We start from the raw sequence: 25,122 nt of genomic DNA, 5'->3' as shown, positions 1-25,122 counted from the left end.
TCAGGTCCGGAGTCGGGCAGCGACGCCCGATACTTACGCGGCTTTCCTCAACTCGTAGGCGCGGCTATGGACTTGGCGATTATGGTTGAACCTGCCGCGCGCCCCATCATGACGCCGCCATCTCGGGCGATTGCCGGCTCTGGGCCGGTCACCGGCACGGAGGCGTTTTTTCTCCGGTGCACCTGGTTCGTAAACGTATTCAGGTTATCGGTCCTCGACGTGAAAAGGAGAGCCGCCGCATGAGCATCGACCCCACCCTTCTTGCCAACCTGATGTGTTCGCGGCTGTGCCACGACCTGCTTTCGCCGGTTGGTGGAATGAACAACGGGATCGAGCTGCTGGTCGACGAAACCGATCCGGACATGCGCGAACAGTGCATCGATCTTTTGGCGCGAGGGGCGCGGCGCACCGCGACGAAGCTGCGCTATTTCCGACTTGCCTTCGGGGCGGCGGGGGGCTTCGATGCCCGCTTGCCGATTACCGAGATCCGCGAACTGGTCGACGCGCTGGCCGCCGAAGGGCGCGATGTTTCGGTCCAATGGACGCTGAACGTGGACAGCCTGCCCAAGGCGGCGGTGAAGGTCCTGCTCAATTTCGCGCTGTTCGCAATCGAAGCCTTGCCCCGCGGCGGTACCGTGACACTGGCGGTGGAGGACAGCGGTTCCGCCCACGAAATCGCCATCCGCGCCGAAGGGCCCCGGATTGCCTTTGCCACCGAAGTGGGCAGGGCTCTCGACGGAGATATGCCGATGGACGAACTCAATGCTCATACGGCGCCTGCTGAACTGATCCGGCTGGTCAGCGCGGGCTGCGGCGGCGGGGTCCAGCACGCCAAGACGGAAGGCGCGCTCGTGCTTGGCGCGATCCTGCCGCACACTGGTCAAGAGCATGCAACAGGCGCGGGGCTTCATGCCTGAGCGGCGGCCGTTCCGTCCGCGCGTGGACATCGACTGGGCTGCACCTTCACCCAACTGGGATGAACGCGCGCTGCCGCTGACGATGGTGGTGCTTCACTATACCGACATGCCCGATGTCAGGGAGGCGGTTGAAAAAATGTGCAGCCCCGAAAGCAAGGTTAGCGCCCATTACTGCATAACCCGGCAGGGCGAGATCGTGCAGCTGGTCGAAGAAGACAAGCGCGCGTGGCACGCGGGCCGATCATATTGGCGCGGTCACACCGACATCAATTCGGCGAGCATCGGGATCGAGCTCGACAATCCCGGCCATACCTGGGGCTACGAAGATTTCCCGGAACCACAGATGCAGCAGCTGATCCTTTTGCTGAACGACATCGTGAAACGTCACGACATTCCGCGCGCCAACATCGTGGGCCATTCCGACGTCGCCCCGCAGCGCAAGGACGATCCCGGCGAAAAGTTCGACTGGGCCCGGCTGGCCAAGCATCGGCTGGCCCTGCCGCGCCCGACGAAGCTCGACCTTGGCAACCCGTTCGACAACGACGGGTCGTTCTACCTCGCGCTCGAGCGGTTCGGATATGACATTTCCGACGGCCACGCGGCGGTTACCGCGTTCCAGCGCCGCTTTCGCCCCGAACGGATCGACGGTGAAATCGATGGCGAATTGCGCGCTATCCTGTTCGGCCTGCTGATCGAACGGGACAGGGGCCTTGCGAGATAGCGGCGCGTCGCTAGATAGGGTGTCGCACCGGGGGGCCGGGCAGCCGCGTCATTCCGCATGGAATGCCGAGGAAAGTCCGGGCTCCACGAAACAAGGGTGGCGGGTAACGCCCGCCGGTCTGCCTCTCGGGGCGGATCAGGGACAGTGCCACAGAGAGCAGACCGCCGATGGCCCGTCAAAAGGCACAGGCAAGGGTGAAAGGGTGCGGTAAAAGCGCACCGCGCGACCGGCAACGGAAGCGGCACGGCAAACCCCACCCGGAGCAAGGCCGAATAGGGACGGCGCGTCCGGCCGAAATCCTTCGGGACAAGGCGCAGGGCAGGGGCGTTTCGCCCCGTGATCGTCCGGGTTGGCTGCTGGAGCGCTGTGGCAACGCAGCGCCGAGATGAATGGCTGCCGGCGAGGATACGGTGTCGCTTTGGCATACCGTCCGCGTCACAGAACCCGGCTTACAGGCCCCTCGGTGCAAATTGGGGATAGGAATGGAGACGATCGTGCAGGACCCGGTGCTGATCGAGGACAGGGGCGGGGGCACGATGCGCCTGCTGACGCTGAACATGCCCGAATAACGCAAGCCGCTGACAGGCGTGGTCATGCTCGACGCGCTCGAAGCGGCCATCATGACAGCCGATGCCGACCGCCGTATCCGCTGCGTCGTGCTGACGGGCGCGGGCAAGGCCTTTTCCACCGGCGGCGATCTCAGCGACATGATTCCGGGTGCGGGGCTGGTTAGCGAAGATCCAGCCGAGACGCGCGACAATTATCGCCATGGCAACCAGCGCCTGCCCCGCTTGTTCGAATCGATCGAGGTGCCCGTCATTGCCGCGGTAAACGGCGCGGCAGTCGGGGCGGGCTGCGATCTGGTCTGCATGTGCGACATCCGCATCGCGGGCGCTTCGGCGCGGTTTGCCGAAAGTTTCGTGAAGCTTGGCCTGATTTCGGGCTATGGCGGCGCATGGCTGCTGCCCGCCGTGGTCGGTTATTCCCGCGCCGCGGAAATGGCGCTGACAGGCGATTGGGTCGATGCGCAACAGGCGCTGGCCATCGGGCTGGTGTCGCAGGTCGTTGCGGACGATGAACTGATCGACCGCGCGTTCGAACTTGCCGCACGGATCGCCGCCAATCCGCCAGGCACGAAGCGGATCACCAAGCGCCTGCTGAAACGCTGGCGCGGGATGCCGCGCTAGACGACGTGCTGGATCAGGCCGCTTCGACGCAGGCGCTGATGCACATGGGCGAAGAACACCGCGCGGCGGTCGACGCTTTCCTCAAACGAACCTGAATTGCGAACCGGTCCGGCGATCAGCCGCCGCGACCCACGCCGGTATAGGCAAAGCCCGCATCGGCCATGGCGACCGGGTCGTATACGTTGCGAAGGTCGATCATCGTCGGCGAGTTGACGATCGAACGCACCCGGTCGAGGTCCAGCGCGCGGAACGCATCCCATTCGGTAACGATGACGATGGCGTCGGCATTCTGGATCGCGGCATATGGGCTGTCGGTCATTTCGACCCATGGCAACATCGGCGCGGCCAGCTTCATGCCTTCGGGATCGTATGCGGCGATGTTCACGCCGACGTCGTCCAGCGCCTGTGCGATGGCGATGGCGGGTGAATCGCGCATGTCGTCGGTATTCGGCTTGAACGTAAGGCCCAGCATGGCGACTTTCTTGCCGCGCGCTTCTGCCGATCCGCCCAGCGCATCGATGACCTTTCGGCCCATCGCCCGCTTGCGCGCCTCGTTCACCTTGACCACGGCTTCGACGATGCGGACGGGACTGTCGTAATCCTCTGCCGTTTTCAGCAGGGCGAGCGTGTCCTTGGGAAAGCACGATCCGCCATAGCCGGGTCCGGCATGGAGGAATTTCGAACCGATTCGATTGTCGAGGCCGATGCCGCGCGCCACGTCCTGAACGTCCGCGCCGACACGTTCGCAAAGGTCCGCCATTTCGTTGATGAAGGTGATCTTGGTCGCAAGGAAGGCGTTGCCCGCGTACTTGATTAACTCGCTGGTGCGTCGGCCGGTGAACAGGATCGGCGCGCGGTTCAGGAACAGCGGGCGATATACGTCGCGCATGATGTCCTGCGCAAAATCGTCTTCGGCGCCGATGACGATGCGGTCGGGGCGCTTGAAATCGCTGATCGCGGCCCCTTCGCGCAGGAATTCGGGGTTCGACACGACGGCGAAGCGGTGCGGCGTACCGGCATCCTTGAGAATGCGCTCGACCTCGTCGCCGGTGCCGACGGGCACTGTCGATTTCGTGACGATCACAGCCGGGCCGGACAGCTTTGCCCCGATCTCGCGGGCGACCTGATAGACGAAGGTCAGGTCGGCGTGGCCGTCGCCGCGGCGCGACGGGGTGCCGACCGCGATGAAGATCGCGTTTGCCCCTTCGATCGCGGAGCCCAAGTCGTTCGAAAACGATAGCTGTCCCGCGCGCACGTTCGTGGCGACCAGTTCGGCAAGGCCGGGCTCGTAGATCGGCATGATGCCAGCTTCCAACGCCTCGATCTTGGCCGGATCGTTGTCAATGCAAACGACTTCGTGTCCGAAATCGGCAAAACACGCGCCTGACACCAGGCCAACATAGCCCGAGCCAACCATGGCGATCTTCATCGCAATCCCCTGCAGATGACCGAATGCGACCGGTATATTCCGGCCCGCATGGCGGTTAGGTCAATTCGAAGACGATTCCATGAACCAGCGATCCGCTCCCTGCAACCCGACAGCGGTCAACTTGCCCGTCCGAAATGCACCGGTGTCGATGCCGATGCGGTTGGGCCAGCGTCGCGGGGCGTGGATATCGACATCGTTGCGGATCGTGTGGCCATGCACGACGCACACGTCGAGCGCGGCGGGATGGCTGAGAAATGGTTCGCGGATCCAGCGCAGGTCCGAGATCCGTTGCTCGTCCAGATCGCGTTCGGGATCGATGCCAGCATGGGCAAATACATAATCGCCGACACGGATAAGCGATTCCATCTCTTCCATGAAGGCGATGTCCGCTTGCGGGATCAACCGGGGCAGGCGGCCATGCAGTTCGTCAATCGACAGGTCGCGATAGATGTCGCGGTCGATGCCGTAGCTCAGCAGCGTTTCCTTGCCACCGACGCGCAGGAATTGCCGCAACGAGGTCGCGTCGGCCATTGCGCGCAGGAACATCTCTTCATGATTGCCGGCCAGGATGCGGACGGGGCGGCGTCGTTGCCAGTCGCGCGCCGCGGCGATGACGCCGGCGCTGTCCGGTCCACGATCGACAAGATCGCCCAACAGGATGACCAGCGTGTCCATCGAATCGCGCGCGGCATCGTCCGCCTCGATCTTTTCGATCAGGTCCTGGAACAGGTCCAGCCGGCCATGGATGTCACCCACCGCATAAACCCGCCGACCGGCCGGAACGGCGGGGCGTTCTTGCGCACGCGCGGTCGCGCGGCCGAAGAAATTGCTGATTGCTTCTAACACGGGGGAGCTTCGTTTCGGATCCGACGGCTTTCTAATGGGCGATGATCGCGTTCACAACCACGGTATAGCACAGGGAACGTAAGGTTGCGTTGCGGCATCGTATGCGTTGCAGAAAATCAACAGTCTTTCGGCACATTGCGAGCGGCGAGCGAATGTCTCTTGTGCACTGCACCACGACACTGCACTTTTGTTACGCACCTGCACATGAGTACGCAATGAACGATGCTCAGGCGGTGAAACCCGGAGGGGTCGAGGATCCTTGAAGATCATGAGGGAATATATATGACGATTTCTTTCCGCAGCCTTTTTGCTGCCACCATTCTCGCCGGTACTGCCCTAACCGCCGCTCCCGCGATGGCACAGGACAGCGATCTGACGGTTTCGGCCAACGTCGCGTACACCACCGACTACCGCTTCCGCGGCGTCTCGCTTTCGGGCGGCGACTTCGCGCTTCAGGGCGGCATGGACGTTGCTCATGCTTCGGGCTTCTATGTCGGCACCTGGGCTTCGTCGCTTGAAGAAGACGGCGGCTACGGATCGACCGAAGTCGACATCTACGGCGGCTGGAGCGGCGCACTGACCGAATCGCTGTCGGTCGATGTCGGCCTGCTGTACTATCTGTACCCCGACGCCCCCGACGGCGACTACGACTACCTCGAGCCTTACGCATCGGTGACCGGCGCCGTCGGCCCGGCCGAAGTGACCGTGGGCGTCGCCTATGCCTGGGAACAGGATTCGCTCGGCGGTGACGACAACCTGTACGTCTACACCGACCTCGGCTTCGGCATTCCGGAAACCCCGGTGTCGTTCTCGGCTCACCTCGGCTACACCGACGGCGTGCTGGCTCCGCCGCTTCTTGCCGGTTCGAATGACGAAACCGGTTTCGACTGGTCGCTCGGCGCTTCGGTTTCGGCGATGGGTCTGGAACTCGGCGTTGCTTATGTCGGCGTTGAAGGCCCGAGCATCGACGGCTTCACCGACGACACGATCGTCGCGACCCTGTCGGCAAGCTTCTAAGCTTTACCGACAGGGCGAATAGCCAAAAGGAACGGCCCGCAACTTCGGTTGCGGGCCGTTTTGCGTTGTGACGACCGCGCAGTCCTTCATCCCCTCGTGCCACTTGCGCCAGCGCCGCGATGGCTTACCTTTCGGGCCATGACCCAATATCTGCACACCATGATCCGCGTCACCGACCCGGACGCCGCCATCGCTTTTTTCACGCTGATCGGGCTGAATGAAGTCCGCCGCCATGAAAGCGAGCAGGGACGCTTCACGCTCATCTTCATGGCCGCGCCGGGCGAAGAGGGCGTGGCCGAGGTAGAGCTGACGTACAACTGGCCCGCCCAAGATGGCAGCGCGCCCGAGCAATATGCCGGCGGGCGCAATTTTGGGCATCTCGCCTATCGGGTGGACGACATCTACGCCACTTGTCAGGCGCTGAAGGATGCGGGACACACGATCCACCGCCCGCCGCGGGACGGGCACATGGCGTTCGTCAAATCGCCCGACGGCATTTCGATCGAACTGCTTCAGGCCGGCCACCTGCCGCCGCGCGAACCATGGGCCAGCATGGAAAACACCGGCAGCTGGTAATGCTGGCCGCTGGAAAGGCTGGCGGCGTTTCCGGTTTCGATAATCCGAAAATTCTGGCTGACTTGGTCAGGCGGGGTTGGTGACCGGCCTCGCCAGGTCGTCGTCGTCCTCGTCCTCCGGCACGCCCTTGGCAAAGCGAAGAATGGCATAGCCAAGCAGCGCAGAGATGAGCGATCCGCCAAGTACGCCCAGCTTCGCTTCTTCGATCAGGTGCGGATAGCCCGGGAAGGCGAGGGCGCCGATGAACAGGCTCATCGTAAAGCCGATGCCGCACAGAACGGCGGTGCCCCAGATTTGCGCCCAGGTTGCATCATCTGGCTTGGGCGCCAGCTTCAGTTTTTCGGCAGCGAAGATCGCGGCCATGATTCCGACCTGCTTGCCGATGACCAGACCGGCGGCAATGCCCAGAGGTAGCGGATCGAGGAACCCGGCAAGCCCGATCCCGGCCATCGCGACCCCTGCGTTGGCAAAGCCGAACAGCGGGACCACGAAATAGGCGTTCCACGGCAGCAAACCGTGTTCGAAACGCAGCAGCAGGCTGTCGCCCCGCGCATCGAGCCGCATCGGAATGGTGAGGGCGGCCAAGACGCCCGCGATAGTTGCGTGGACGCCTGAATTGAGTACGGCATACCACAGCACCAGCGACAGGATCGCATAAGCCCACCAGCGGTCGACGCGGAACCGGTTGAGCCCGATCATGACCGCCAGGACCAAGAGCGACACGATCAGCCACATCAACTTCAGGTTGACGGTATAGAACACGGCAATGATCGCCACCGCGCCGATGTCGTCGACAATGGCCACGGTCAGCAGGAACAGCCGCAGCGAGGATGGCACGCGATTGCCCAGAAGGCCCATCACGCCCATCGCAAAGGCGATGTCGGTAGCAGCCGGGATTGCCCAGCCGCGCGTGAGCTCGGGCGCGCCTTCGCCTGCGATTACGCTCAGGAACACGACGGCAGGCACAGCCATGCCCATTGCCGCCGCGATGACCGGCAGGCGGCGCGCGGATGGATCGGATAATGCGCCGTCGGCAACCTCGCGCTTGATCTCAAGCCCGACGACGAAGAAAAATACCGCCATCAACCCATCGTTGATCCACAGGTGCAGGTTGTCGAGCTTGGCGATCGGCGTCCACGCCAACGTTCCGTGGAACAGGTCGTGATACTCATGCGCCAACGGCGAATTGGCGACGATCATCGCCAGCACTGCGATCACGATGAGCAGGATGCCCGACGCGGCTTCGTTGTCGAAGAACGCCTTCAGCGTCTTGTTGATCACTTTGGCTGTGGATTTCATGGCTGCATTCCTCGCACGCAATGGCGAGAGGTCGGCTGGCGGTCGGGATTAAGGGCTGCCTCGGTCATGGCGGACCCTTTCCCCAAAACCTCCGGCGTTGCAACCCGGCGCTTCCTCTCATATGCCTGCAAGTTCCGCGTCGGGGGGTAAAGGCGCGGAATCTAAGGGGGAAATATGGGGGTCGCAGCCCAAGGTTGGTTACTTGAACTTTTGACATTCGTGGAGGCGGCCCGCCTCGAACTGTTGCTCTTCGCCGGGTTTTGGTTCCTGCTTGGCGCGCTGGACGAGCTTGCAATAGATGCAGCGTGGTTCTGGCTGTTGCTGACCGGTCGGGCCAGAACCGAAACGTTGGACGGGCCCACGCCGATCGACCTCGGCGGCAGGATCGCGCTGTTCGTGCCTGCATGGAATGAGGCGCGGGTGATCGGACCGATGATCCGCCATACGCTGGCTGTCTGGCCCCACCGCGATTTGCGTGTTTACGCCGGTTGCTACGTCAACGATCCGGACACCAGGGCGGCGATGCTCGCGGCGGGCGGGGACGATCCGCGCCTGCGCGTCGTCGTCAACGAAGTTCCGGGGCCGACCACCAAGGGGCAGTGCCTGAACCGCCTGTACCACGCGATGCGGGAGGACGAGGCGCGAGACGGCATCCGCGCCCGCGCCGTCCTGCTGCATGACGCCGAAGACATGGTCCATCCCGACGCGCTGACGTCGATCGATCGCGCGCTGGACGATGCGGATTTCGTCCAGATTCCGGTTCGCCCCGAAATGCAGGATCGCTCGCCGTGGGTGGGCAACCATTATGCCGACGAATTTACCGATGCCCATGCGCGCGAGATGGTCGTGCGCGACAAGCTTGGCGCCGGGCTTCCTGCCGCAGGGGTCGGCTGCGCCTTTGCCCGCGGCGCGCTGGAGCAAGTCGCCGAATGGCGCGGCAACGGTCGCGATGGCGATCCCTTCGATCCCGACGCCATGACTGAAGATTACGAGCTTGGCATGCTGATCGGCCGCAAGGGCAGCTGGCCGGGCGGCAAGGGCGGTCGCTTCTTGCGCATCCGCGTCGCCGATGGTTCGCTGGTTGCGACACGCGCCTATTTCCCGGCAAGCCTCGACGCGGCGGTGCGGCAAAAATCGCGTTGGGTTCAAGGCATTGCTTTCGACGGTTGGGACCAACTGGGATGGAGCCTGCGCCCGGTTGAATTGTGGATGCGCCTGCGTGATCGGCGCGGTCCGCTTATCGCGGTGGTGCTGGCAGCAGCGTACCTGCTGGTCGTTTTGACGGGTCTGTTGTGGCTGGCCGACGCAATGGGTTGGTACCCGGCGGGCAAGTTGCCGACGCTGGTCTATTGGGTGCTGATCGTTACGACGCTCGCCTTTGCATGGAGGGCGGCGATCCGGTTCGTGCTGGTGGGCCGGGAATATGGCTGGGCCGATGGCCTGGCCGCTGTCCTGCGCATCCCGGTTGCCAACGTCATCGCTATCATCGCCACCCGGCGCGCAGTGTTCCTCTATGCCGCCACCCTGTTCGGCAAGCCTGCCCGCTGGGACAAGACCGAGCATGACCTGCACCCGGCGGATCAACATGCGGCAGGCCGTTCTGGATCGCTTCAGCCCTCATCGCGTCGGCCAGCGTGATGGCGCGGCGACGGCGCGGGCAGCCGCTTCTGGCGCTTGCCGGGGTGCTGGTCTTGTGGGTCGCGGCCCGGGCGTGGGGTCCGGTCGACCGCGTGCTTGAAGTTCCGCTGCCGCTGCCGCCGACCGTGGCTGGTCGCGTGGAGCCGGTGCTGGCAGCTGCTCCTCCCAAGTCTATGGCGACGTCTGTGGCCGTTGTTGCGCCAAAAGCGCCGGCGATCGAAACGGTGACGGTCGCGCCAGCGCGCACGGCACAGTTAGTCGTACCTCCTCCTCGCGCCGTCACCGCTGCGCAACCCGATAAGCCGTCCCGTGCCGCCATTCCGCCGCACTGGCGCGATACGGACGCCGCCGCCGCGCAGCCCGCCCCGTCACGCGCCGTGCCCCCGCCCCAGCAAATCCCGTTCGGAGCAGTCCCGCCAGAGATTCGCGCCGGACGGCGTTGGTCCGCCGATGGATGGGCCCTTTGGCGCGACAAGGGCAAGGCGGGTGCCGCGCTGGTCGGGGGTGGAACATATGGCGCCAGCCAGGCAGGTGCGGTGCTTCGCTATAGAATTGCGCCCGACAGCCGTTTTGACCCGCGTGCATATTTCCGCGCGACGACCACGCTTTCGGGCAACCGCGAGATTGAGGGCGCGGCCGGGGTTGCCGTCAGGCCGTTGCGCGCTCTGCCCTTGGACCTGATGGCAGAGGGGCGCGTGCTGCGCTTTTTCGGCGACGCCCGCCTGCGCCCCGGCGAAACCCGCGTGAGGCCAGCCGTGATGGCGGTGCTGGGGCCGCCGTCGATGGTCCTCCCACTGGCCGTTCGGGCCGAAATCTATGCGCAGGCCGGCAATGTCGGCGGTACGGGCGCCACGGCCTTTGCCGATGGGCAGGTACGCGCCGTGCGCGATGTGTCCGTGTTCGATGGCTCGCGCTTTCGGCTGGAGGCCGGTGTTGGCGCATGGGGCGGGGCCCAGCGCGGAGTGGAGCGGTTCGACATCGGCCCCACCACCGCGATGCGGTTTCCGATCGGCGACAAGGTGTTCGGGCGCGCGAGTCTCGACTGGCGACACCGGGTTCATGGGGACGCCGAACCCGGTTCGGGGCCGGTCGTGACGATTTCTGCGGGTTTTTAGCCGGGAAATGCGCAGCAGAGGCCCTGACAGCACTTTCGCCATCTTGCATTAAGGCAGCATCCGCCTAACCCCGTTGGTAAGCTATGGACGTCTACCTTCCCATCGCCAACCTCTCGGTCAACGGCCTCGTCATCGTCCTTCTGGGCGGGATAACCGGGCTGTTGTCAGGTCTGTTCGGAGTCGGTGGAGGGTTTTTGACCACGCCGTTGCTGATATTCTACGGCGTTCCCCCAACGGTTGCCGCCGCGTCCGCCGCCTCGCAGGTTACCGGCGCCAGCGTTTCGGGCGCGATTTACCAGCACAAGCGCAACGGCATCGATTTTCAGATCGGCACGGTCATGGTCGTCGGCGGTGTGATCGGCACCGGCATCGGCGCGCTGCTGTTCCGGTTGCTGACCTCCATCGGTCAGATCGATGTCGCCATCAGCGTGCTTTACGTCGTGGTGTTGGGCAGTGTCGGCGTCATCATGGCGCGAGAGGCCATCCCCGAGCTTTTTGGCGGCCGGCTGGCCAGACTGGGGAAGGTCCCCAGCAAGCGGCGGCATCACCCGTTGGTCGCCAGCCTGCCGCTGCGTTGGCGGTTCTATCGTTCGGGGCTCTACATCTCCCCCCTCGCGCCGCTTTTGCTTGGCATGGCGGTAGGCATCCTGACGATGTTGATGGGCATCGGCGGCGGGTTCCTGCTGGTTCCGGCCATGCTCTATGTACTGGGGATGAGCGCGAATGTCGTTGTCGGTACGTCGCTGTTCCAGATCCTGTTCACCACGATCGCGACAACGATGATGCACGCATTGACGACCAATGCGGTCGACATCGTGCTGGCCGGCCTGTTGTTGTTCGGATCGGTGTCGGGCGCGCAGATCGGTTCGCGGTTTGCATCCGACGTCCGGCCGGAACTGCTGCGTTTCATCCTCGCCATGCTGGTTCTGTTGATCGCCGTTCGCATGGCGGTGGGGCTGACGTTCAGGCCGGAAGAGATCTTCACGGTGGTGCCGTTGTGATCGGGATGCGGCGGCTCCTTGTCCGGATCGCCGTGCTGGGAGCGGTGCTCGCCTGCTCCACCGCGGCCCGCGATCCCATCCTCGTTCCCGAAATCTCGCAGCACGAAGTCGTCGTGCGCACGGGATTTACCGGCGCCGACCTGCTGCTTTACGGCGCGGTCCTGCAACCCGACGGCACGCGCGCGGCACAGGGCGCCAACTACGATATCATCGTCGTGCTAAAGGGGCCGAGTCAGGCGATCTCGTTGCGCGAAAAGAAGCGGCGGCTGGGCATGTGGATCAATGCCGACAACGCTTCTTATCGCTCTGCCCCGTCGTTCTATGCGCTGGCCAGCTCGCGTCCGCTGGACGATGTGACCGACGCAAAGACGCGGGCTATCTACGAACTGGGGCTCGACTGGCTGCAACTGTCGCCGATCGGATCCATAGAGCAGTCGGAGCAGGACCATTTTGCCGCTGGGCTGGTCAAAAAGCGGGTGGCAGGTGGTCTTTACCGGCAGGACGAAACCGGGGTGACGATCAGCCAGGGCGTGCTTTACCAGGCCCGCATTCCCCTGCCGTCGAACGTGATCACCGGACGCTATCGCGCCGAGACTTTCGCTGTAAGGGATGGCCGCGTGGTTGCTTCGGCCACCAGTGAGGTCACGGTCGCCAAGCGCGGCTTCGAACGCGCGATCGAAGTCTGGAGCCACGAGGACGCGCTGCTTTACGGCATTGCCGCGGTCCTTTTGTCGGTCGGGATGGGCTGGGTCGCGGGCAGGCTGTTCGCGCTGGCCTGATCGGGTTTCCGGTCGGCGTCGCGTGATGACAGCCCAGCTATGACTTTAGCGTCACGTTAACCCTGTCGCCCTAGGATGCCGGACAAGAACCTGCGGCATGACAAGAGGCGCGCGCACATGAACGACATGAACCGGTTTCCCGGCGGTCATCCTTTCCGTCGCCCGTTCGAACGGGTTGCCCCGGGCGATCGCCGCTCCATCAGCGAAGAGGCGGACGCCGCGCCGCAAGACCGCGCGCCCCCGCCGCAGGGCGCCGAACGCTTCGCATCGCCGCCCGACGTCGCGCCGCCGTCGATCGAGCCTCCGGGTCCGCCGAGCGATCATGGCACCGATATGCCTCAGCAATCAGGCGCCGGTGCCTCGCCATCGTCAGCCCCCGCATACGGCCATTCGATCGCACCGCCGGCACCACCTTCCGAGCGATCCGCTGCGCCCGCCCATTCCGAACAGCAGGAGCGTCAGCGTCCGATCGATCCGCCGGCTCCTCCGGGCGGGTTCGCCGCCGAATCAAGGCCGGTAAAGGTACCTTCGCCCCCCGCGGACCCCGACCCCGTCGTTCGCGAAACCCCGGCATACGCCCGCGCGCCAGAACCGGAGCAGGAGCCTGCGGTCGGTGGGGATGGCGACGAAAGTCACGTTGAAGCGCCAGAAAGCCGCAAGACCACCGCGCATATCGCCATCGGCGAAGTGCTGCAGATCGCCGGTTCGTCGTCGCGCGCTGTGCTCGATCCCAAACGGCTGGCCGAATGCGCCGGCGAATTCGATCCCTCGGTCAGGCTTGCCGGCCTTGTCGGCAGCCAGATCAAGGTCCGCGTCGGGCAGATCTGGCTGCTCGCCAGCGTCCGGACACAGTCGCTGGACCGCGCGACCGGCGAGATCATCGCCGAGATCGACTTCCTCGGCGAAGGGCAGGAAGAAAAGCTGACCGGCCGCATCCGCAACTTCACCCGTGGCATCACGCATTATCCGGTGCCCGGCGCAGAGGTATTTGCCGCGACCAACGCCGACCTTGCGCAAGTCTATGCGTCCGACGGGCGGGCCAACATCCAGATCGGCAAGGTCTTCCCGACCAAGGACATCCGCGCCGGCCTGTATATCGATGCCATGCTGGGCAAGCACTTCGCGCTCTTGGGTTCGACCGGTACCGGTAAATCGACCAGCGCCGCGCTGATCCTGCATCGCATCGTCGAAGCCGCGCCCGAAGGGCACATCATGATGATCGACCCGCACGGCGAATATTCCGCCGCGTTCCGGGGCACGGGCCAGATTCTCGACGTCGGCAACCTGAAAGTGCCGTATTGGCTGATGAACTTCGAGGAGCATTGCGAGGTCTTCGTCACCAACAAGGGGACCGACCGGCAGTCCGACCTCGACATTCTTTCCAAGTGCCTGCTCAAGGCCCGTGCGAAAAACCGCATGGCCGACCAGATGAGCCGACTGACGGTCGATTCGCCGATCCCCTACCTTTTGTCGGACCTGACGAACGCGATTCAGGACGAGATGGGCAGGCTGGACAAAGCGACGAATACCGCCCCGTTCCTGCGCGTGAAAACCAAGATCGAGGAGATCAAGGCCGACCCGCGTTACCAGTTCATGTTCAGCGGCATGCTTGTCGCCGATACGATGAGCGAGGTGATCCAGCGACTGTTCCGCATGCCCAGCAACGGCAAGCCGATCTCCATCATCGACGTTTCGGGCGTGCCGTCGGAAATCACCAGCACCGTGGTCGCGATGTTGTCGCGCATGGTGTTCGACTTTGCGATCTGGGGCCGCGACGAAAAGACGCGCCCCATCCTGCTCGTCTGCGAAGAAGCGCACCGTTATGTGCCCAACGAAAAGAACGCGGACAGTTCCAGCGTCGGTCGCATCCTGTCGCGCATCGCCAAGGAAGGCCGTAAATATGGCATTTCGCTGGGTCTCATCACCCAGCGACCGTCCGATCTGGCCGAAGGCGTGCTGTCGCAGTGCGGCACGATCCTTGCCATGCGATTGAACAACGAACGAGATCAGGACTTCGTGAAAGCGGCCATGCCCGAAGGTGCGCGCGGCTTTCTCGACACGATCCCGGCCCTGCGCAACCGCGAATGCATCGTCTGCGGCGAAGGCACCGCGATCCCGATGCGCGTGACGTTCGACGATCTCGACGAACACAAGCGCCCGGCATCCGAAGATCCCAGCTTCAGCGAATTGTGGAACGAAAGCGGCGGCGAGGAAGAAGCGGTGGATCGCATCGTCACGCGGTGGCGGGCGCAGCATCGTTGATGAGTGCTCAAGCCAAAAGGTGACAAAGGCGACACGGTGTCACCCTGCGTTCGGTGCTTGAAACCTGCGTGAAGGCTGGGTTTCGGCCTGTCCGGTTGCGGGTGACAGGTTTGCGGCGAAGTTCGACGATGACAAAGAGCGGCGTGGATGATGACGCTGCAGGTGTTTGTAGGACAGCGAAATCGGCGGGCGACCGGGCGATTGACCGGGATGGCGCGGGAAGCTGACATTCGCCCTGTCGCCCTCTCCTGCCCAACCTCGATTTGGCATGCGGCACCTGCGTTCCTTATGTGCTAGGGTCCGTGTGTTCCCGTGTTCGCCGGGACAATTCAACTACATAGCGAGCGCCGGGTATGGCTTTCGCACCGCGAGTCTCCGGCCTCCGAAGGCTGCGGCCATGGAATTATTTACGCCAATGAGTCCCGAGTCGGCGAGCAGCCTTGGCATGGCGCTCGTCATGTCTTCCAGTACGCCGCTGATACTGCTTGACGACGCACTGATCGTCCAAGCCGCCAGCGGTTCTTTCTGTCGTAGTTTTTCGATCGATCCAAAAACTGCCGCCGGGATGGTGCTTTTCAGCCTTGGTGATGGCGAATGGGATATTCCTCAGTTGCGGTCACTTCTCTCGGCGACGGCCGCCGGGAAAGCCGCAATCGATGCCTACGAAATGGACTTCAAGCGGGATGGCGAGTCAGTGCGCTGCTTGATCGTCAATGCCCATGTTCTGGACCAGAGTGACCACGACGCTCCGCGCATCGTCATGGCGTTGACCGACATCACGGAAGCCCGAAAGGCTCGACGCGAGAATGACGCGCTTCTTCAAGAGAAGCATGTGCTGGTTCAGGAACTGAACCACCGCGTCGCAAACAGCCTTCAAATCATCGCCAGCGTTCTCATGCAGCGGGTGCGTAGCGTTCAATCAGAAGAAGCGCGCGGACATTTGCGCGATGCTCATCATCGGGTCATGTCCATAGCCACTCTGCAACGGCAACTCGCATCGACAGCCACCGGAGAGGTGCGCTTGCGCCATTATTTTACCGATTTGTGCTCCAGCATCGGAGCATCGATGATCGCCGAGCCAGAATTGCTGTCATTGACGGTTGAAGCGGACGAGAGCGTCACAACCGCCGAGAAGTCCGTAAGCATGGGATTGATCGTCACCGAGCTCGTAATCAATTCCCTCAAACATGCCTATCCGGACCCTTCATCGAAGGGCGCGATCAAGGTCGGTTTTCATTCGCAAGACGATGGGTGGGTATTGACGGTGGCGGACGATGGAATTGGCCTTGCAGGCGGAAACGATAGCGGCAAGCCCGGGCTGGGCACCGGGATCGTCAATGCGCTTGCTGCGCAATTGTCTGCTACGGTCGAAATGACGGACGCGGACCCCGGCTGTCTGGTGTCGATCGTTCATCGCTGACCATATCGCGCATCGATTTGTGGGGAAGGTTTCTGCGGACTGATGAAGGTCGGCGAAATTCCGCAACCGTCGCGCCAGCCCCCCATTCCCCTTCAAGTCCCGCGCGTATCGCCATAAAGGTGAATATGCAGCCGGTCCGTCATGCGTAGCCCGCGTTCCAGCGCCGCGTCCGCCAGCCATCTTTCCCGCTCGCGCAGAGTTATGCTGTCGGTGCCTTCGGGCATGACGAAAACGCGATCCTTGGGGTGGCGATGGGCTTCGATCAACGCCGTGACTTCGTCGAGGTCGGCCGGTTCGGAGACCACGAATTTCAGGAAGGCGCGCGGGTCGTCGGCCCAGAAATCCAGCATTTCGGGTATCAGCGCGAGGGTCGCCGGGTTGCCGCTGTGCGGGAGTTTGGGGCTGACGTTGTACTGGTCCACCCGCACGTCCAGCCGGGCCGTAGGCCGCACCGTGCCGTTGGTTTCGATCTCGACCTGCATGCCCGGTGCGATGGTATCGAGATGCTCCAGCATCTTGGCCAGCGCAGGGCCCTGCAACAAGGGCTCGCCGCCGGTGATGACCAGCCGACTTTGTCCCAGCGCCGCAATGCGGGCGGCGACCTCGGTTTCGTCCAGCACGACCTGATTGGCACTGCGGTCGAACGCCACGCCGTCGCGGTGGGGCCGGTTATCGCCTTCGAAATGCCAGGTATAGGCCGTGTCGCACCATGTGCAGGCAAGGTTGCAGCGCGACAGCCGGACAAAGGCGACGGGCCGCCCGATCGACGGCCCTTCACCCTGTAGCGAGGCGAAGATCTCAGGCTCGCCCGGAACGGTGGTGGCGAGCGTGAGCGTCATTCAGCCCAACCGTTCCAGCGCCGCACCCAGCCGTTCGACTTCGGCGGCGTGGTGCGCATGATCGGCGCGGGCCTTGTCGACTGCCTCTGGCTTGGCGCGTTCGACGAAGCTGGGGTTTTCCAGCCGCTTGGCGAGGCTGTCGCGTTCCTTTTCCGACACGATGCGCGCCTTGGTCAGCCGGGCCTTTTCGGCGTCGACGTCGATCAACCCTTCGAGCGGGATGACGAAGGTGTCCTCGCCCACGTTGACCTGCATCGCGGCACCAGCGGGCGCCTGTTCGAAATGCACCGCCGACAGCCGCGCGACCCGGTCGATCGCAGGGAAGTTGCGTTCGATGATCCCGTGCGCCGGACCTGCCGTGCTGGTCAGCCAAGCCTCAAGCTTTGCGCCGGGGGCAAGGCCAAGCTCGTTCTTCGCGCCGCGCAGGGCGGAAGTGAGGGCGATGAGCCATTCGACCTCGGCCTTGGCCGCGGCATCGACGGTGGCGGCAGGTTCGGGCCATTTCGCGATGATGAGTTCGTAGGGGCGCTCGCTGCCAGATACGGCGGCCTGCGCGTGCCACAATTCCTCGGTAATGAACGGCATGAACGGGTGCAGCATGACGAGGATCTGGTCGAGCACCCAGCCCGCGACGGTCTTGGTTTCCTCGTCGAAGTTGCCCTTTACCAGTTCGATGTACCAGTCGCAGAACTGGTCCCAGACAAAGTGGTAGATCGTGTTCGCCGCCGCGTCGAAGCGCAGGTCGGCCATCGCCTGATCCAGCGCGGCCGCGGTTTCGACGACTTCGCCGATGATCCACTTGTTGACGGCGCTGGTGGCCACGGGGGCCGCCAGCGTGGCCGATGCGCCGATGCCATTGGACTGGCAGAACCGCGCGGCGTTCCACAGCTTGGTCGCGAAGTTGCGGTAACCTTCGACCCGGCGCTCGTCCATTTTGACGTCGCGGCCCTGACTTTCCATTGCGGCCATGAAAAAGCGCAGCGCATCGGCGCCGTACTGCTCGATCAGGCCCAATGGATCGACGACATTGCCCTTGGACTTCGACATCTTTGCGCCGTCGGCCGCGCGGACAAGCCCGTGGAGATAGAGCTTCTTCCACGGGACTTCACCCATGAACTCCATCCCCTGCATCGCCATGCGCGCATCCCAGAAGAACAGGATGTCGAAGCCGGAAATGAGCAGATCGTTGGGGTAGTGCTTGCGTACCAGTTCGGTGTCATCGGGCCAGCCGAGCGTGGCAAAGGGCCAGAGCGCGCTGGAGAACCAAGTGTCGAGCACGTCGGGGTCGCGGGTTAGCGTCTTGCTGCCCGCCATGGCCTGCGCCTCTTCCTCGGTCTGCGCGACGAAGACTTTGCCGCCGTCGGCATACCACGCCGGGATCTGGTGCCCCCACCACAACTGCCGCGAGACGCACCAAGGCTGGATGTTTTCCATCCAGTTGAAGAACGTCTTTTCCCACGTCTTGGGCACGATCTCGATCCGGCCGTCGCGAACCGCCTGCATCGGCGGCTGGGCGAGCGTTTCGGCGTCGACGTACCATTGGTCGGTCAGCCACGGTTCGATGACCACGCCGCCGCGGTCGCCATAGGGCGTCTGGATCGTGCGCGGTTCGGCGTCGTGCTCGGTCTCGTTGCCTTCCTTGTCGCGCGTCACGTGCGAGATCAGGAAGCCCAGCGATTTCATTTCGGCGACGATCATGTCGCGCGCCTCGAACCGGTCCATGCCCAGATAGTTTTCCGGGATCAGCCCGTCGGCGGTCTGCACCACGCGCGCTTCGCCATCGAGCATGTTGAGCATGTCGCCCGCTGCGATCCCGGCGCGCCTGCCGACGTCAAAGTCGTTGAAGTCGTGCCCCGGCGTGATCTTCACCGCGCCCGAACCCAGTTCCGGGTCGGCGTGTTCGTCCGCGACGATGCGGAACCGGCGGCCCGTGATAGGCTGCAGGATATCCTTGCCGATGACAGAGCGATAACGTTCGTCGTCGGGGTGAACCGCGACCGCCATGTCGGCCAGCATCGTTTCGGGCCGCGTGGTGGCGACCTCGATGTAATCCTGTCCCGAATCCAGCGTCACGCCATCCGCCAGCGGATAGCGGAAGTGCCAGAAGCCGCCCTGAACCTCGCGCGTTTCGACCTCCAGGTCGGAAATCGCGGTCTTCAGCGCCGGGTCCCAGTTCACCAGCCGCTTGTCGCGATAGATGAGGCCCTTGTTGAACAGGTCGACGAAGACCTTCACCACCGCCTTGGTAAAGTGCGGGTCCATCGTGAACTGCTCGCGGCTCCAGTCCATCGAACAGCCGAGCCGGCGCAGCTGACGCGTGATCGTGCCGCCCGATTCCGCTTTCCATTCCCAGACATGGGCAAGGAATTCGTCGCGCGTCATGTCGGTGCGCTTGACCCCTTGGGAATTCAGGTTGCGTTCCACCACCATCTGCGTTGCGATGCCCGCATGGTCGGTGCCCACGACCCACAGCGCGTCCTTGCCCCGCATCCGTTCGTAACGGATCACGATGTCCTGCAACGTGTTGTCGAGCGCGTGGCCGATGTGCAGCGATCCGGTCACGTTGGGCGGCGGATTGACGATGGTGAAGGGCGCGGCGTCGGGGCGTGCGGGGCGGAACAGGCCGCCCTGTTCCCAATGCGCATACCACTTCGCTTCGATGCCGGCCGGATCGAAAGTCTTGGCCAGTCCGGTTTCGGTGGCCGCTTCGGGTGTCGTGTCGCTGCTGTCGCTCATGGTCGTGGCCTTTGCCAGCGCCGATGTGGCGGGGCAAGTGGCGATCGGACGCCGCGACGCCCCGCCACGGGACAAGCCGAGTGGATACGCTTGTCGAATAGAGGTTTTTCGCCCATGAGGCTGGCCATATGCGCAATTGGGCGGATTTCGAGACGGTAGAGGGCGCTGGGGGACCAGTCCTGCGCGTCAGCGGGCCTCTTGTGGTGGCCTCCATCGCGCCGCTCGACATGCGCCTGCGCGAGATGACGACGCTTGCCGCCATCGACATCAGCAAGGTGAGCGATATCGACACCGTCGGCGCTTGGTCGATCTGGCGCGCGTCGACTGAGCTTGACGCGAAGATCGAAGGCGCCAGCGACAAGGCGCAGCGGCTGATCGAGGCGGTCAGCAACGCGAAAAGCACCGCACCCATATCGCCCGTCCGGCCCAAGGCGCTGGAACGCGTGCCCGAGGCGGTCGGTGAGCGGGTCACCGAATTCGCCACCGGGGTGAAGGACATGCTGGCCTTTCTCGGCCTCACGATCATGGCCTTTGGTGCCTTGATCCGCCATCCGCGCCGTTTCCCGCATCTTGCGCTGGTGCGGCAGCTCGAACTGGTCGGCGTGTCATCGCTCGGCATCATCGGGTTGATGAGCTTCCTGATCGGCATCGTCATCGCGCAACAGGGCGCGGTGCAGCTTCAGCAGTTCGGGGCGGAAATCTACACGATCAACCTCACCGGGCGGCTGACCTTGCGCGAACTGGGCGTGCTGATGACCGCGATCATGGTCGCGGGCCGTTCGGGCAGCGCCTTTGCCGCGCAGATCGGCACGATGAAGCTGACCGAAGAGGTCGACGCGATGCGCACCATCGGCGTGTCGCCCATCGAACGGCTGGTCGTGCCGCGCATCCTTGCCGCCGTACTGATGATGCCGGTGCTGGGCTTCTATTCGTCGGTCATCGCCATCATCGGCGGCGCGTTCATCGCCAACTTCGCGCTCGACATCCCGTTCTGGACGTTCCTGTCGCGCATTCGCGAAGTCGTGCCGATGACCGATCTTTGGGTGGGGCTGATCAAGGCGCCGGTCTTCGGCCTGATCGTGGCTATGAGCGGCTGCTATCAAGGCATGCAGGTTTCCGGCAATGCCGAGGAGGTCGGCCTGCGCACGACGCTGGCGGTGGTGCAGGCGATCTTCATGGTCATCGTGCTGGACGCGTTTTTCGCGATCTTCTTCACTGAAATCGGCTGGGCGTGATGAGCAACGAACGCGCCGACGAACTGATGCATGAGGCCGATCACGAGGCCCACGAGGTTCCGCCGCAATTTGCCGGCGAATTTCCGATCGTGATCGAAAACCTGACCAACCGCTTCGGCGAACAGGTCGTGCACGAAGACCTGTCGCTTAAGGTCAGGCGCGGTGAAATCCTTGGCGTGGTGGGCGGTTCGGGGACGGGCAAGTCGGTCCTGATGCGCTCGATCATCGGATTGCAGATTCCCGAAAAAGGCTCGATCGACGTGCTTGGCCAGTCGATCACCGACGCGATGGAAGATGAGGATATCGACATCCGGTCGCGCTGGGGCGTGCTGTTCCAGGGCGGGGCGCTGTTTTCGACGCTGACCGTGGCGGAAAACGTCGAAGTGCCGCTGAAACAGTTCTATCCCGAACTCGCCAACGACCTGATGCACGAAATCGCCCGGTACAAGGTGCGTTTGTCGGGCCTGCCGGAAGAGGCGACGAGCAAATATCCCTCCGAGCTTTCGGGCGGCATGCGCAAGCGCGCCGGTCTTGCCAGGGCGTTGGCGCTCGATCCCGAACTGCTGTTCCTCGACGAACCGACCGCCGGCCTTGACCCCATCGGCGCGGCTGCGTTCGATCATCTGACGCGCGAACTTGCGGACACGATGGGACTTACCGTTTTTCTGATCACGCACGATCTCGATACGCTTTACGCGATCTGCGACCGGGTGGCGGTGCTGGCGGACCACAAGGTCATCGCGGTGGGGACCATTCCCGAACTGCTGGCGACCGACCATGCGTGGATCCAGGAATACTTCAACGGTCCGCGCGGGCGCGCGGCCGACACGACATATCATCGCGCCGACGAAGGCCGCGATGGACAAGAGCGCTAGGGGCGGGGCATAGACACGGCGAATGGAAACGCGGGCTAATCATCTTTGGGTCGGGGCGGTAACGCTGCTGCTGCTGGCCGTGCTGGCGGCATTCATCATCTGGCTCGCGCGCCTGAACGAAGGTTCGCAGGCCGAATACGACATCTTTTTCCAGCAGTCGGTCAGCGGTCTGGCCCGCGGGTCCGAAGTCGCCTTTTCGGGCGTTCCGGTGGGACAGGTGAAGCAGATCGAGCTGTGGCCGAAAGATCCGCAATTCGTGCGAGTGCGCGTTTCCATCGATTCCGCAGTACCCGTCACGACGCTGACCACCGCGTTTGTGCAGGGCAGCTTTACCGGCGTGTCGACGGTCCAGCTCGAAGGTGCGGACAAGGATGCGCCCCGGCTGTCCAAGATCGGGCCCGAAGGCGTGCCGGTCATCCCGACAAAGCGTGGCGGGCTGGGCGAACTGCTCGCCAATGCGCCGTTGCTGATGGAACGGCTGGCGACGTTGACCGAACGGTTGACGATGATGTTGTCGGACAAGAACCAGCAGTCGATCGAAGGCATCTTGGCCAATACCGAACGGATGAGCCGCGATCTTGCGAACGCGACGCCGCGGATCGACGCGACGATGGCCGAACTGCAGGCGACCTTGCGGCAAGCCAACATGACGCTTGGCGAATTCGAAAAGGTGGCGTCGTCGACCGACCAGCTCATCAACGGCGAGGGTGCTTCGCTGGCAGAACAGATGCGCAAGACGCTCAACGCCGCCGAACTCGCCGCCAACGAATTGCAGGCCGCAGCGGCGGACGCGCGCCCTGCGGTCCGGCAGATTTCCGAATCGACCCTGCCTGCGGCAGAGGCTGCGATCCGCGACTTGCGTTCGACCACGCGGTCGCTGCGCAACATTACCGAAAAGCTCGACGAAAACGGGGCCGGTGGTCTGATCGGCGGCGAGAAGCTGCCCGACTACAAGCCTTGATGGAGATGCCGTCCATGTTCCTGCGCCCCAAACTGCTCACGCTGGCGACTCCGCTCGCCATGGCCCTGGTTTTGGGCGGATGCGTATCGATCGGCGGCGGTGGCAAGCCGCCCGAGCAGCTGATCACCTTTACCCCGCGCGAAGTCGCGCCGCCGGGCACCGCCAGCGCGGGTGACGTCAACGACGCCATCGTGGTGATCGAGCCTGAGGTCGACGACCGGCTCGACGTCAATCGCGTGCCGGTACAGGTGGACCCGACGGGCGTCGCCTATCTCGCCGACGCGACTTACGTCGACCGTCCGGCGCGGCTGTTCCAGCATCTCGTCGCCGAAACCATGCGCGCCCGCACCGGCGGTCTGGTGATCGAAGGCGAAGATCCCGGCGTTCCCGTGCAGACGCGGCTTTACGGTCGCCTGATCGAGGTCGGATACAACGCCCAAGGGTCCAGCGTAACGGTAATGTACGATGCCGTGGCCGTCGCCCCCAACGGAACGATGCGCCAGCGCCGTTTCGGTGCGACAGTCACCGGCATCGCGCCGACCGCGGCGGCGGTTGCCCCTGCGCTCAACGATGCGGCCAATACGGTCGCGGGCGAAGTGGCGACGTGGTTGACGGGCAAGGCCGGCTAAAATCGCCTTTCGCCGATTGGCCTGATCCGCTGTTATTAGTCCGGCTGTCGCACCAGCCGCGCCAGTTCGGCGGCAAGCTTGAAGCCGGCAAGCCGCGAATCCCGCCGGGCCAGCGCATCGCCGTCCCAGCCCCACTGGATCGCCTGCCAGTCTTCTTCCAGATTGGCCGCGCCGAACAGGGCGTCGAGATCGACGTCATCTTCCAGCGCGGCAAGCGCGATGCACAGCGATGCGTTGATCGCCGCCATGTTGTGCACCGCCACCAGCGTGAACGGATCGAAGGTCGCGAGCCGGGCGTTCAGCCGTTCGCGGGTGGCCACGGGCTGCGGGGCGTGGAGCACGCCGCTGGCCCGGACGAAGCGCACGCCCTCGCGTGCCTCGGTCGCCGACAGGATAGGCTCCCACGCCTCGTCCTGCCGGGCGCGAAAGCTTTCGCCGTCAGCGGCGCGATAACACAGCGTGTCGGTATCGCCATATGGCAGGACCGCCACGACGGCGGCGTCCATGTCCGGCGCAACCTGATCGATCGCGTAATCGACCATGTCTCGCATCGGAAAGGTCGCGGGGTCGAGCTCTTCGCCCTGCGCGTCCCATTCGGCGGCGATGGCTTCGGCCAGCGCGCGGGTCGGCACGATTTGCGACCGCCCAGCTTGAGTCTTTAGGGCGCGCCCGTCGAGGCTGACCTGCCAACCGCCTGCCTGCGCGCCGACTTCGGGCGACTTGTAGAAACGTCTCACGTTTTGTTCGAACTCCACTTGCGCGACAGCAGGATGGGCACGACAAAAACGTCGAACATCCCGATCACGGACAGCACCATCGCCCATTCGCGCGGCACGCCGGCGAACCACGGCGCCCGCCCGTTCGCAGCCAGCAAGCCATAGATGAACAGCACCATTCCCGCAGTGCGCAGGGCCTGAATGACCAGCCAGCGGGAAAACGCCGGGTCGCGCTCGGTATTCATCCGCGCTCCTGCATGGCATCTTCCAGCATGGCCTGCAGGTCGGCGATTGTTTCCGCCACGCCGCGTGCGCCGCTGGCAAGCAGTTCGTCGTTGTCGTGATAACCCCACGCGACGCCGATCGCGGTGATGCCCGCGTTTTCGGCCATCGCCATGTCGAAGCTGGTATCCCCGATCATGACCGCCTGTGCCGGTTTTGCCGAGGTTTCGAGCAGGACTTGCTCGATCATTGCCGGGTGCGGCTTCGATGGGTGCCTGTCCGCGGTCTGCAGACTGGCGAAAAGGTCGGCGATGCCGTGTTCGGCAAGACAGTGGGCAAGTCCGCGATCCGATTTCCCCGTCGCCACCGCCAGCGTCCAGCCATCTGCGCGAAGATGGCGCAGCAAGGCTTCCATCCCGTCGAACAGCGGTTCGTAAACCAGTCCCGCCTCGCGCTGGCTGCGAAAGGCCAGGCGATAGCGTTCGGCCAGCGTATCCTGCTGCAGCGGCGTGCTTTCGGGCAGCAGCATCGCCATCGCCTGCGGCAACGACAGCCCGACGGCGCGGCGGATCAGCGCGCGGGCCGGTGCGACCATGCCGGTCGCGGCAAAGGCTTCCTCCATCGCGATGCAGACGTTGGCCTGCCCGTCGACGAGCGTTCCGTCGCAGTCGAAGATCGCGAGCCGGGTCATGATGTCGGATC

At 63.9% G+C, this 25,122-nt stretch carries 23 protein-coding genes and 1 other RNA gene; 16 read left to right on the top strand and 8 right to left on the bottom strand.

Annotated elements, in window-relative coordinates; genetic code table 11:
- Positions 1-239: 239 nt before the first annotated feature.
- The 4 genes from EKN06_RS10815 (at position 240) to EKN06_RS10800 (ending at position 2,825) form a co-directional block, all read left to right on the top strand.
- Positions 240-917: a histidine phosphotransferase family protein gene (locus EKN06_RS10815; protein WP_127612918.1), complete on the top strand. Its 678-nt coding sequence runs from the start codon at positions 240-242 to the stop codon at positions 915-917.
- A complete protein-coding gene (locus EKN06_RS10810) occupies positions 910-1,638 on the top strand; it encodes an N-acetylmuramoyl-L-alanine amidase (protein ID WP_127612917.1) in 729 nt (242 codons plus the stop codon). The genes EKN06_RS10815 and EKN06_RS10810 overlap by 8 nt, the downstream gene beginning before the upstream one ends.
- A gap of 27 nt (positions 1,639-1,665) precedes the next feature.
- An RNA gene (gene rnpB, locus EKN06_RS10805) (RNase P RNA component class A) lies at positions 1,666-2,106 on the top strand.
- A 125-nt stretch (positions 2,107-2,231) separates the two neighbouring features.
- Positions 2,232-2,825, top strand: a complete 594-nt coding sequence (locus EKN06_RS10800) for an enoyl-CoA hydratase-related protein (RefSeq protein ID WP_338068093.1) — start codon at positions 2,232-2,234, stop codon at positions 2,823-2,825.
- 115 nt (positions 2,826-2,940) lie between these two features.
- On the opposite strand, the gene EKN06_RS10795 is transcribed toward EKN06_RS10800, so the two are convergent.
- Both EKN06_RS10795 and EKN06_RS10790 read right to left on the bottom strand, forming a co-directional pair.
- The gene (locus EKN06_RS10795; protein WP_127612916.1) at positions 2,941-4,254 is read right to left on the bottom strand and encodes a UDP-glucose dehydrogenase family protein; all 1,314 of its coding nucleotides are present in this window, start codon (positions 4,252-4,254) and stop codon (positions 2,941-2,943) included.
- Positions 4,255-4,314: 60 nt separating this feature from the next.
- Entirely contained in the window at positions 4,315-5,100 is a 786-nt protein-coding gene (locus EKN06_RS10790) for a metallophosphoesterase family protein (RefSeq protein ID WP_240654807.1), read from the bottom strand.
- Between the two features lie 282 nt (positions 5,101-5,382).
- On the opposite strand from EKN06_RS10790, the gene EKN06_RS10785 reads away from it, so the two are divergent.
- Both EKN06_RS10785 and EKN06_RS10780 read left to right on the top strand, forming a co-directional pair.
- Positions 5,383-6,117 carry a TorF family putative porin gene (locus EKN06_RS10785; RefSeq protein WP_127612915.1) on the top strand — a complete coding sequence of 245 codons (735 nt, stop codon included), beginning with the start codon at positions 5,383-5,385 and terminating at the stop codon, positions 6,115-6,117.
- A gap of 138 nt (positions 6,118-6,255) precedes the next feature.
- On the top strand, positions 6,256-6,693 hold the full coding sequence (locus tag EKN06_RS10780; protein WP_127612914.1) for a VOC family protein: 438 nt from the start codon (positions 6,256-6,258) through the stop codon (positions 6,691-6,693).
- Positions 6,694-6,759: 66 nt separating this feature from the next.
- Here the strand turns inward: EKN06_RS10780 and nhaA are convergent, their stop codons facing one another.
- Positions 6,760-7,992 (bottom strand): Na+/H+ antiporter NhaA, encoded by a 1,233-nt coding sequence (gene nhaA, locus EKN06_RS10775; RefSeq protein ID WP_127612913.1) that lies wholly within the window; start codon positions 7,990-7,992, stop codon positions 6,760-6,762.
- A 174-nt stretch (positions 7,993-8,166) separates the two neighbouring features.
- On the opposite strand from nhaA, the gene EKN06_RS10770 reads away from it, so the two are divergent.
- From EKN06_RS10770 to EKN06_RS10745, 6 genes are all read left to right on the top strand, one after another.
- Positions 8,167-9,630, top strand: a complete 1,464-nt coding sequence (locus EKN06_RS10770; RefSeq protein ID WP_127612912.1) for a glycosyl transferase family protein — start codon at positions 8,167-8,169, stop codon at positions 9,628-9,630.
- Positions 9,630-10,745, top strand: coding sequence for a hypothetical protein (locus EKN06_RS10765; protein ID WP_127612911.1), 1,116 nt, complete (start codon positions 9,630-9,632; stop codon positions 10,743-10,745). The genes EKN06_RS10770 and EKN06_RS10765 overlap by 1 nt, the downstream gene beginning before the upstream one ends.
- 83 nt (positions 10,746-10,828) lie before the next feature.
- On the top strand, positions 10,829-11,746 hold the full coding sequence (locus EKN06_RS10760; protein WP_127612910.1) for a sulfite exporter TauE/SafE family protein: 918 nt from the start codon (positions 10,829-10,831) through the stop codon (positions 11,744-11,746).
- A 5-nt stretch (positions 11,747-11,751) separates the two neighbouring features.
- Positions 11,752-12,525 carry a TIGR02186 family protein gene (locus EKN06_RS10755; RefSeq protein ID WP_127613035.1) on the top strand — a complete coding sequence of 258 codons (774 nt, stop codon included), beginning with the start codon at positions 11,752-11,754 and terminating at the stop codon, positions 12,523-12,525.
- Between the two features lie 393 nt (positions 12,526-12,918).
- Entirely contained in the window at positions 12,919-14,787 is a 1,869-nt protein-coding gene (locus EKN06_RS10750) for an ATP-binding protein (protein ID WP_420810792.1), read from the top strand.
- 397 nt (positions 14,788-15,184) lie between these two features.
- Positions 15,185-16,207, top strand: a complete 1,023-nt coding sequence (locus EKN06_RS10745; protein WP_127612909.1) for a sensor histidine kinase — start codon at positions 15,185-15,187, stop codon at positions 16,205-16,207.
- A gap of 92 nt (positions 16,208-16,299) precedes the next feature.
- Here the strand turns inward: EKN06_RS10745 and EKN06_RS10740 are convergent, their stop codons facing one another.
- Together EKN06_RS10740 and EKN06_RS10735 are read right to left on the bottom strand one after the other, a co-directional pair.
- On the bottom strand, positions 16,300-17,046 hold the full coding sequence (locus EKN06_RS10740) for a 7-carboxy-7-deazaguanine synthase QueE (protein WP_127612908.1): 747 nt from the start codon (positions 17,044-17,046) through the stop codon (positions 16,300-16,302).
- A complete protein-coding gene (locus EKN06_RS10735) occupies positions 17,047-19,782 on the bottom strand; it encodes a valine--tRNA ligase (RefSeq protein WP_127612907.1) in 2,736 nt (911 codons plus the stop codon).
- A gap of 128 nt (positions 19,783-19,910) precedes the next feature.
- On the opposite strand from EKN06_RS10735, the gene EKN06_RS10730 reads away from it, so the two are divergent.
- Genes EKN06_RS10730 through EKN06_RS10715 form a run of 4 tightly spaced genes read left to right on the top strand, consistent with a single transcriptional unit; the run spans position 19,911 to position 23,482 of the window.
- Positions 19,911-21,017 (top strand): MlaE family ABC transporter permease, encoded by a 1,107-nt coding sequence (locus EKN06_RS10730; protein WP_127612906.1) that lies wholly within the window; start codon positions 19,911-19,913, stop codon positions 21,015-21,017.
- A gap of 26 nt (positions 21,018-21,043) precedes the next feature.
- Positions 21,044-21,892, top strand: a complete 849-nt coding sequence (locus tag EKN06_RS10725) for an ABC transporter ATP-binding protein (protein WP_127613033.1) — start codon at positions 21,044-21,046, stop codon at positions 21,890-21,892.
- A 22-nt stretch (positions 21,893-21,914) separates the two neighbouring features.
- The gene (locus tag EKN06_RS10720; RefSeq protein ID WP_127612905.1) at positions 21,915-22,853 is read left to right on the top strand and encodes an MlaD family protein; all 939 of its coding nucleotides are present in this window, start codon (positions 21,915-21,917) and stop codon (positions 22,851-22,853) included.
- Positions 22,854-22,867: 14 nt separating this feature from the next.
- On the top strand, positions 22,868-23,482 hold the full coding sequence (locus tag EKN06_RS10715) for an ABC-type transport auxiliary lipoprotein family protein (RefSeq protein ID WP_127612904.1): 615 nt from the start codon (positions 22,868-22,870) through the stop codon (positions 23,480-23,482).
- Between the two features lie 35 nt (positions 23,483-23,517).
- Here EKN06_RS10715 and EKN06_RS10710 read toward each other — a convergent pair whose 3' ends face one another.
- Genes EKN06_RS10710 through EKN06_RS10700 form a run of 3 tightly spaced genes read right to left on the bottom strand, consistent with a single transcriptional unit; the run spans position 23,518 to position 25,111 of the window.
- Complete coding sequence (locus EKN06_RS10710) at positions 23,518-24,219, bottom strand: ATP12 family chaperone protein (RefSeq protein ID WP_127613032.1); 702 nt, start codon at positions 24,217-24,219, stop codon at positions 23,518-23,520.
- Positions 24,216-24,443 carry a hypothetical protein gene (locus EKN06_RS10705; RefSeq protein WP_127612903.1) on the bottom strand — a complete coding sequence of 76 codons (228 nt, stop codon included), beginning with the start codon at positions 24,441-24,443 and terminating at the stop codon, positions 24,216-24,218. Before EKN06_RS10705 ends, EKN06_RS10710 begins: the two co-directional genes overlap by 4 nt.
- Positions 24,440-25,111, bottom strand: coding sequence for an HAD-IA family hydrolase (locus tag EKN06_RS10700; protein WP_127612902.1), 672 nt, complete (start codon positions 25,109-25,111; stop codon positions 24,440-24,442). Before EKN06_RS10700 ends, EKN06_RS10705 begins: the two co-directional genes overlap by 4 nt.
- Positions 25,112-25,122 lie beyond the last annotated feature (11 nt).

The sequence above is a fragment of the Croceicoccus ponticola genome, assembly GCF_004004515.1.
Classification (GTDB): domain Bacteria; phylum Pseudomonadota; class Alphaproteobacteria; order Sphingomonadales; family Sphingomonadaceae; genus Croceicoccus; species Croceicoccus ponticola.
The sequence above is the reverse complement of the archived record's forward strand: the minus strand, read 5'-3'. Positions and strand labels throughout refer to the sequence as shown.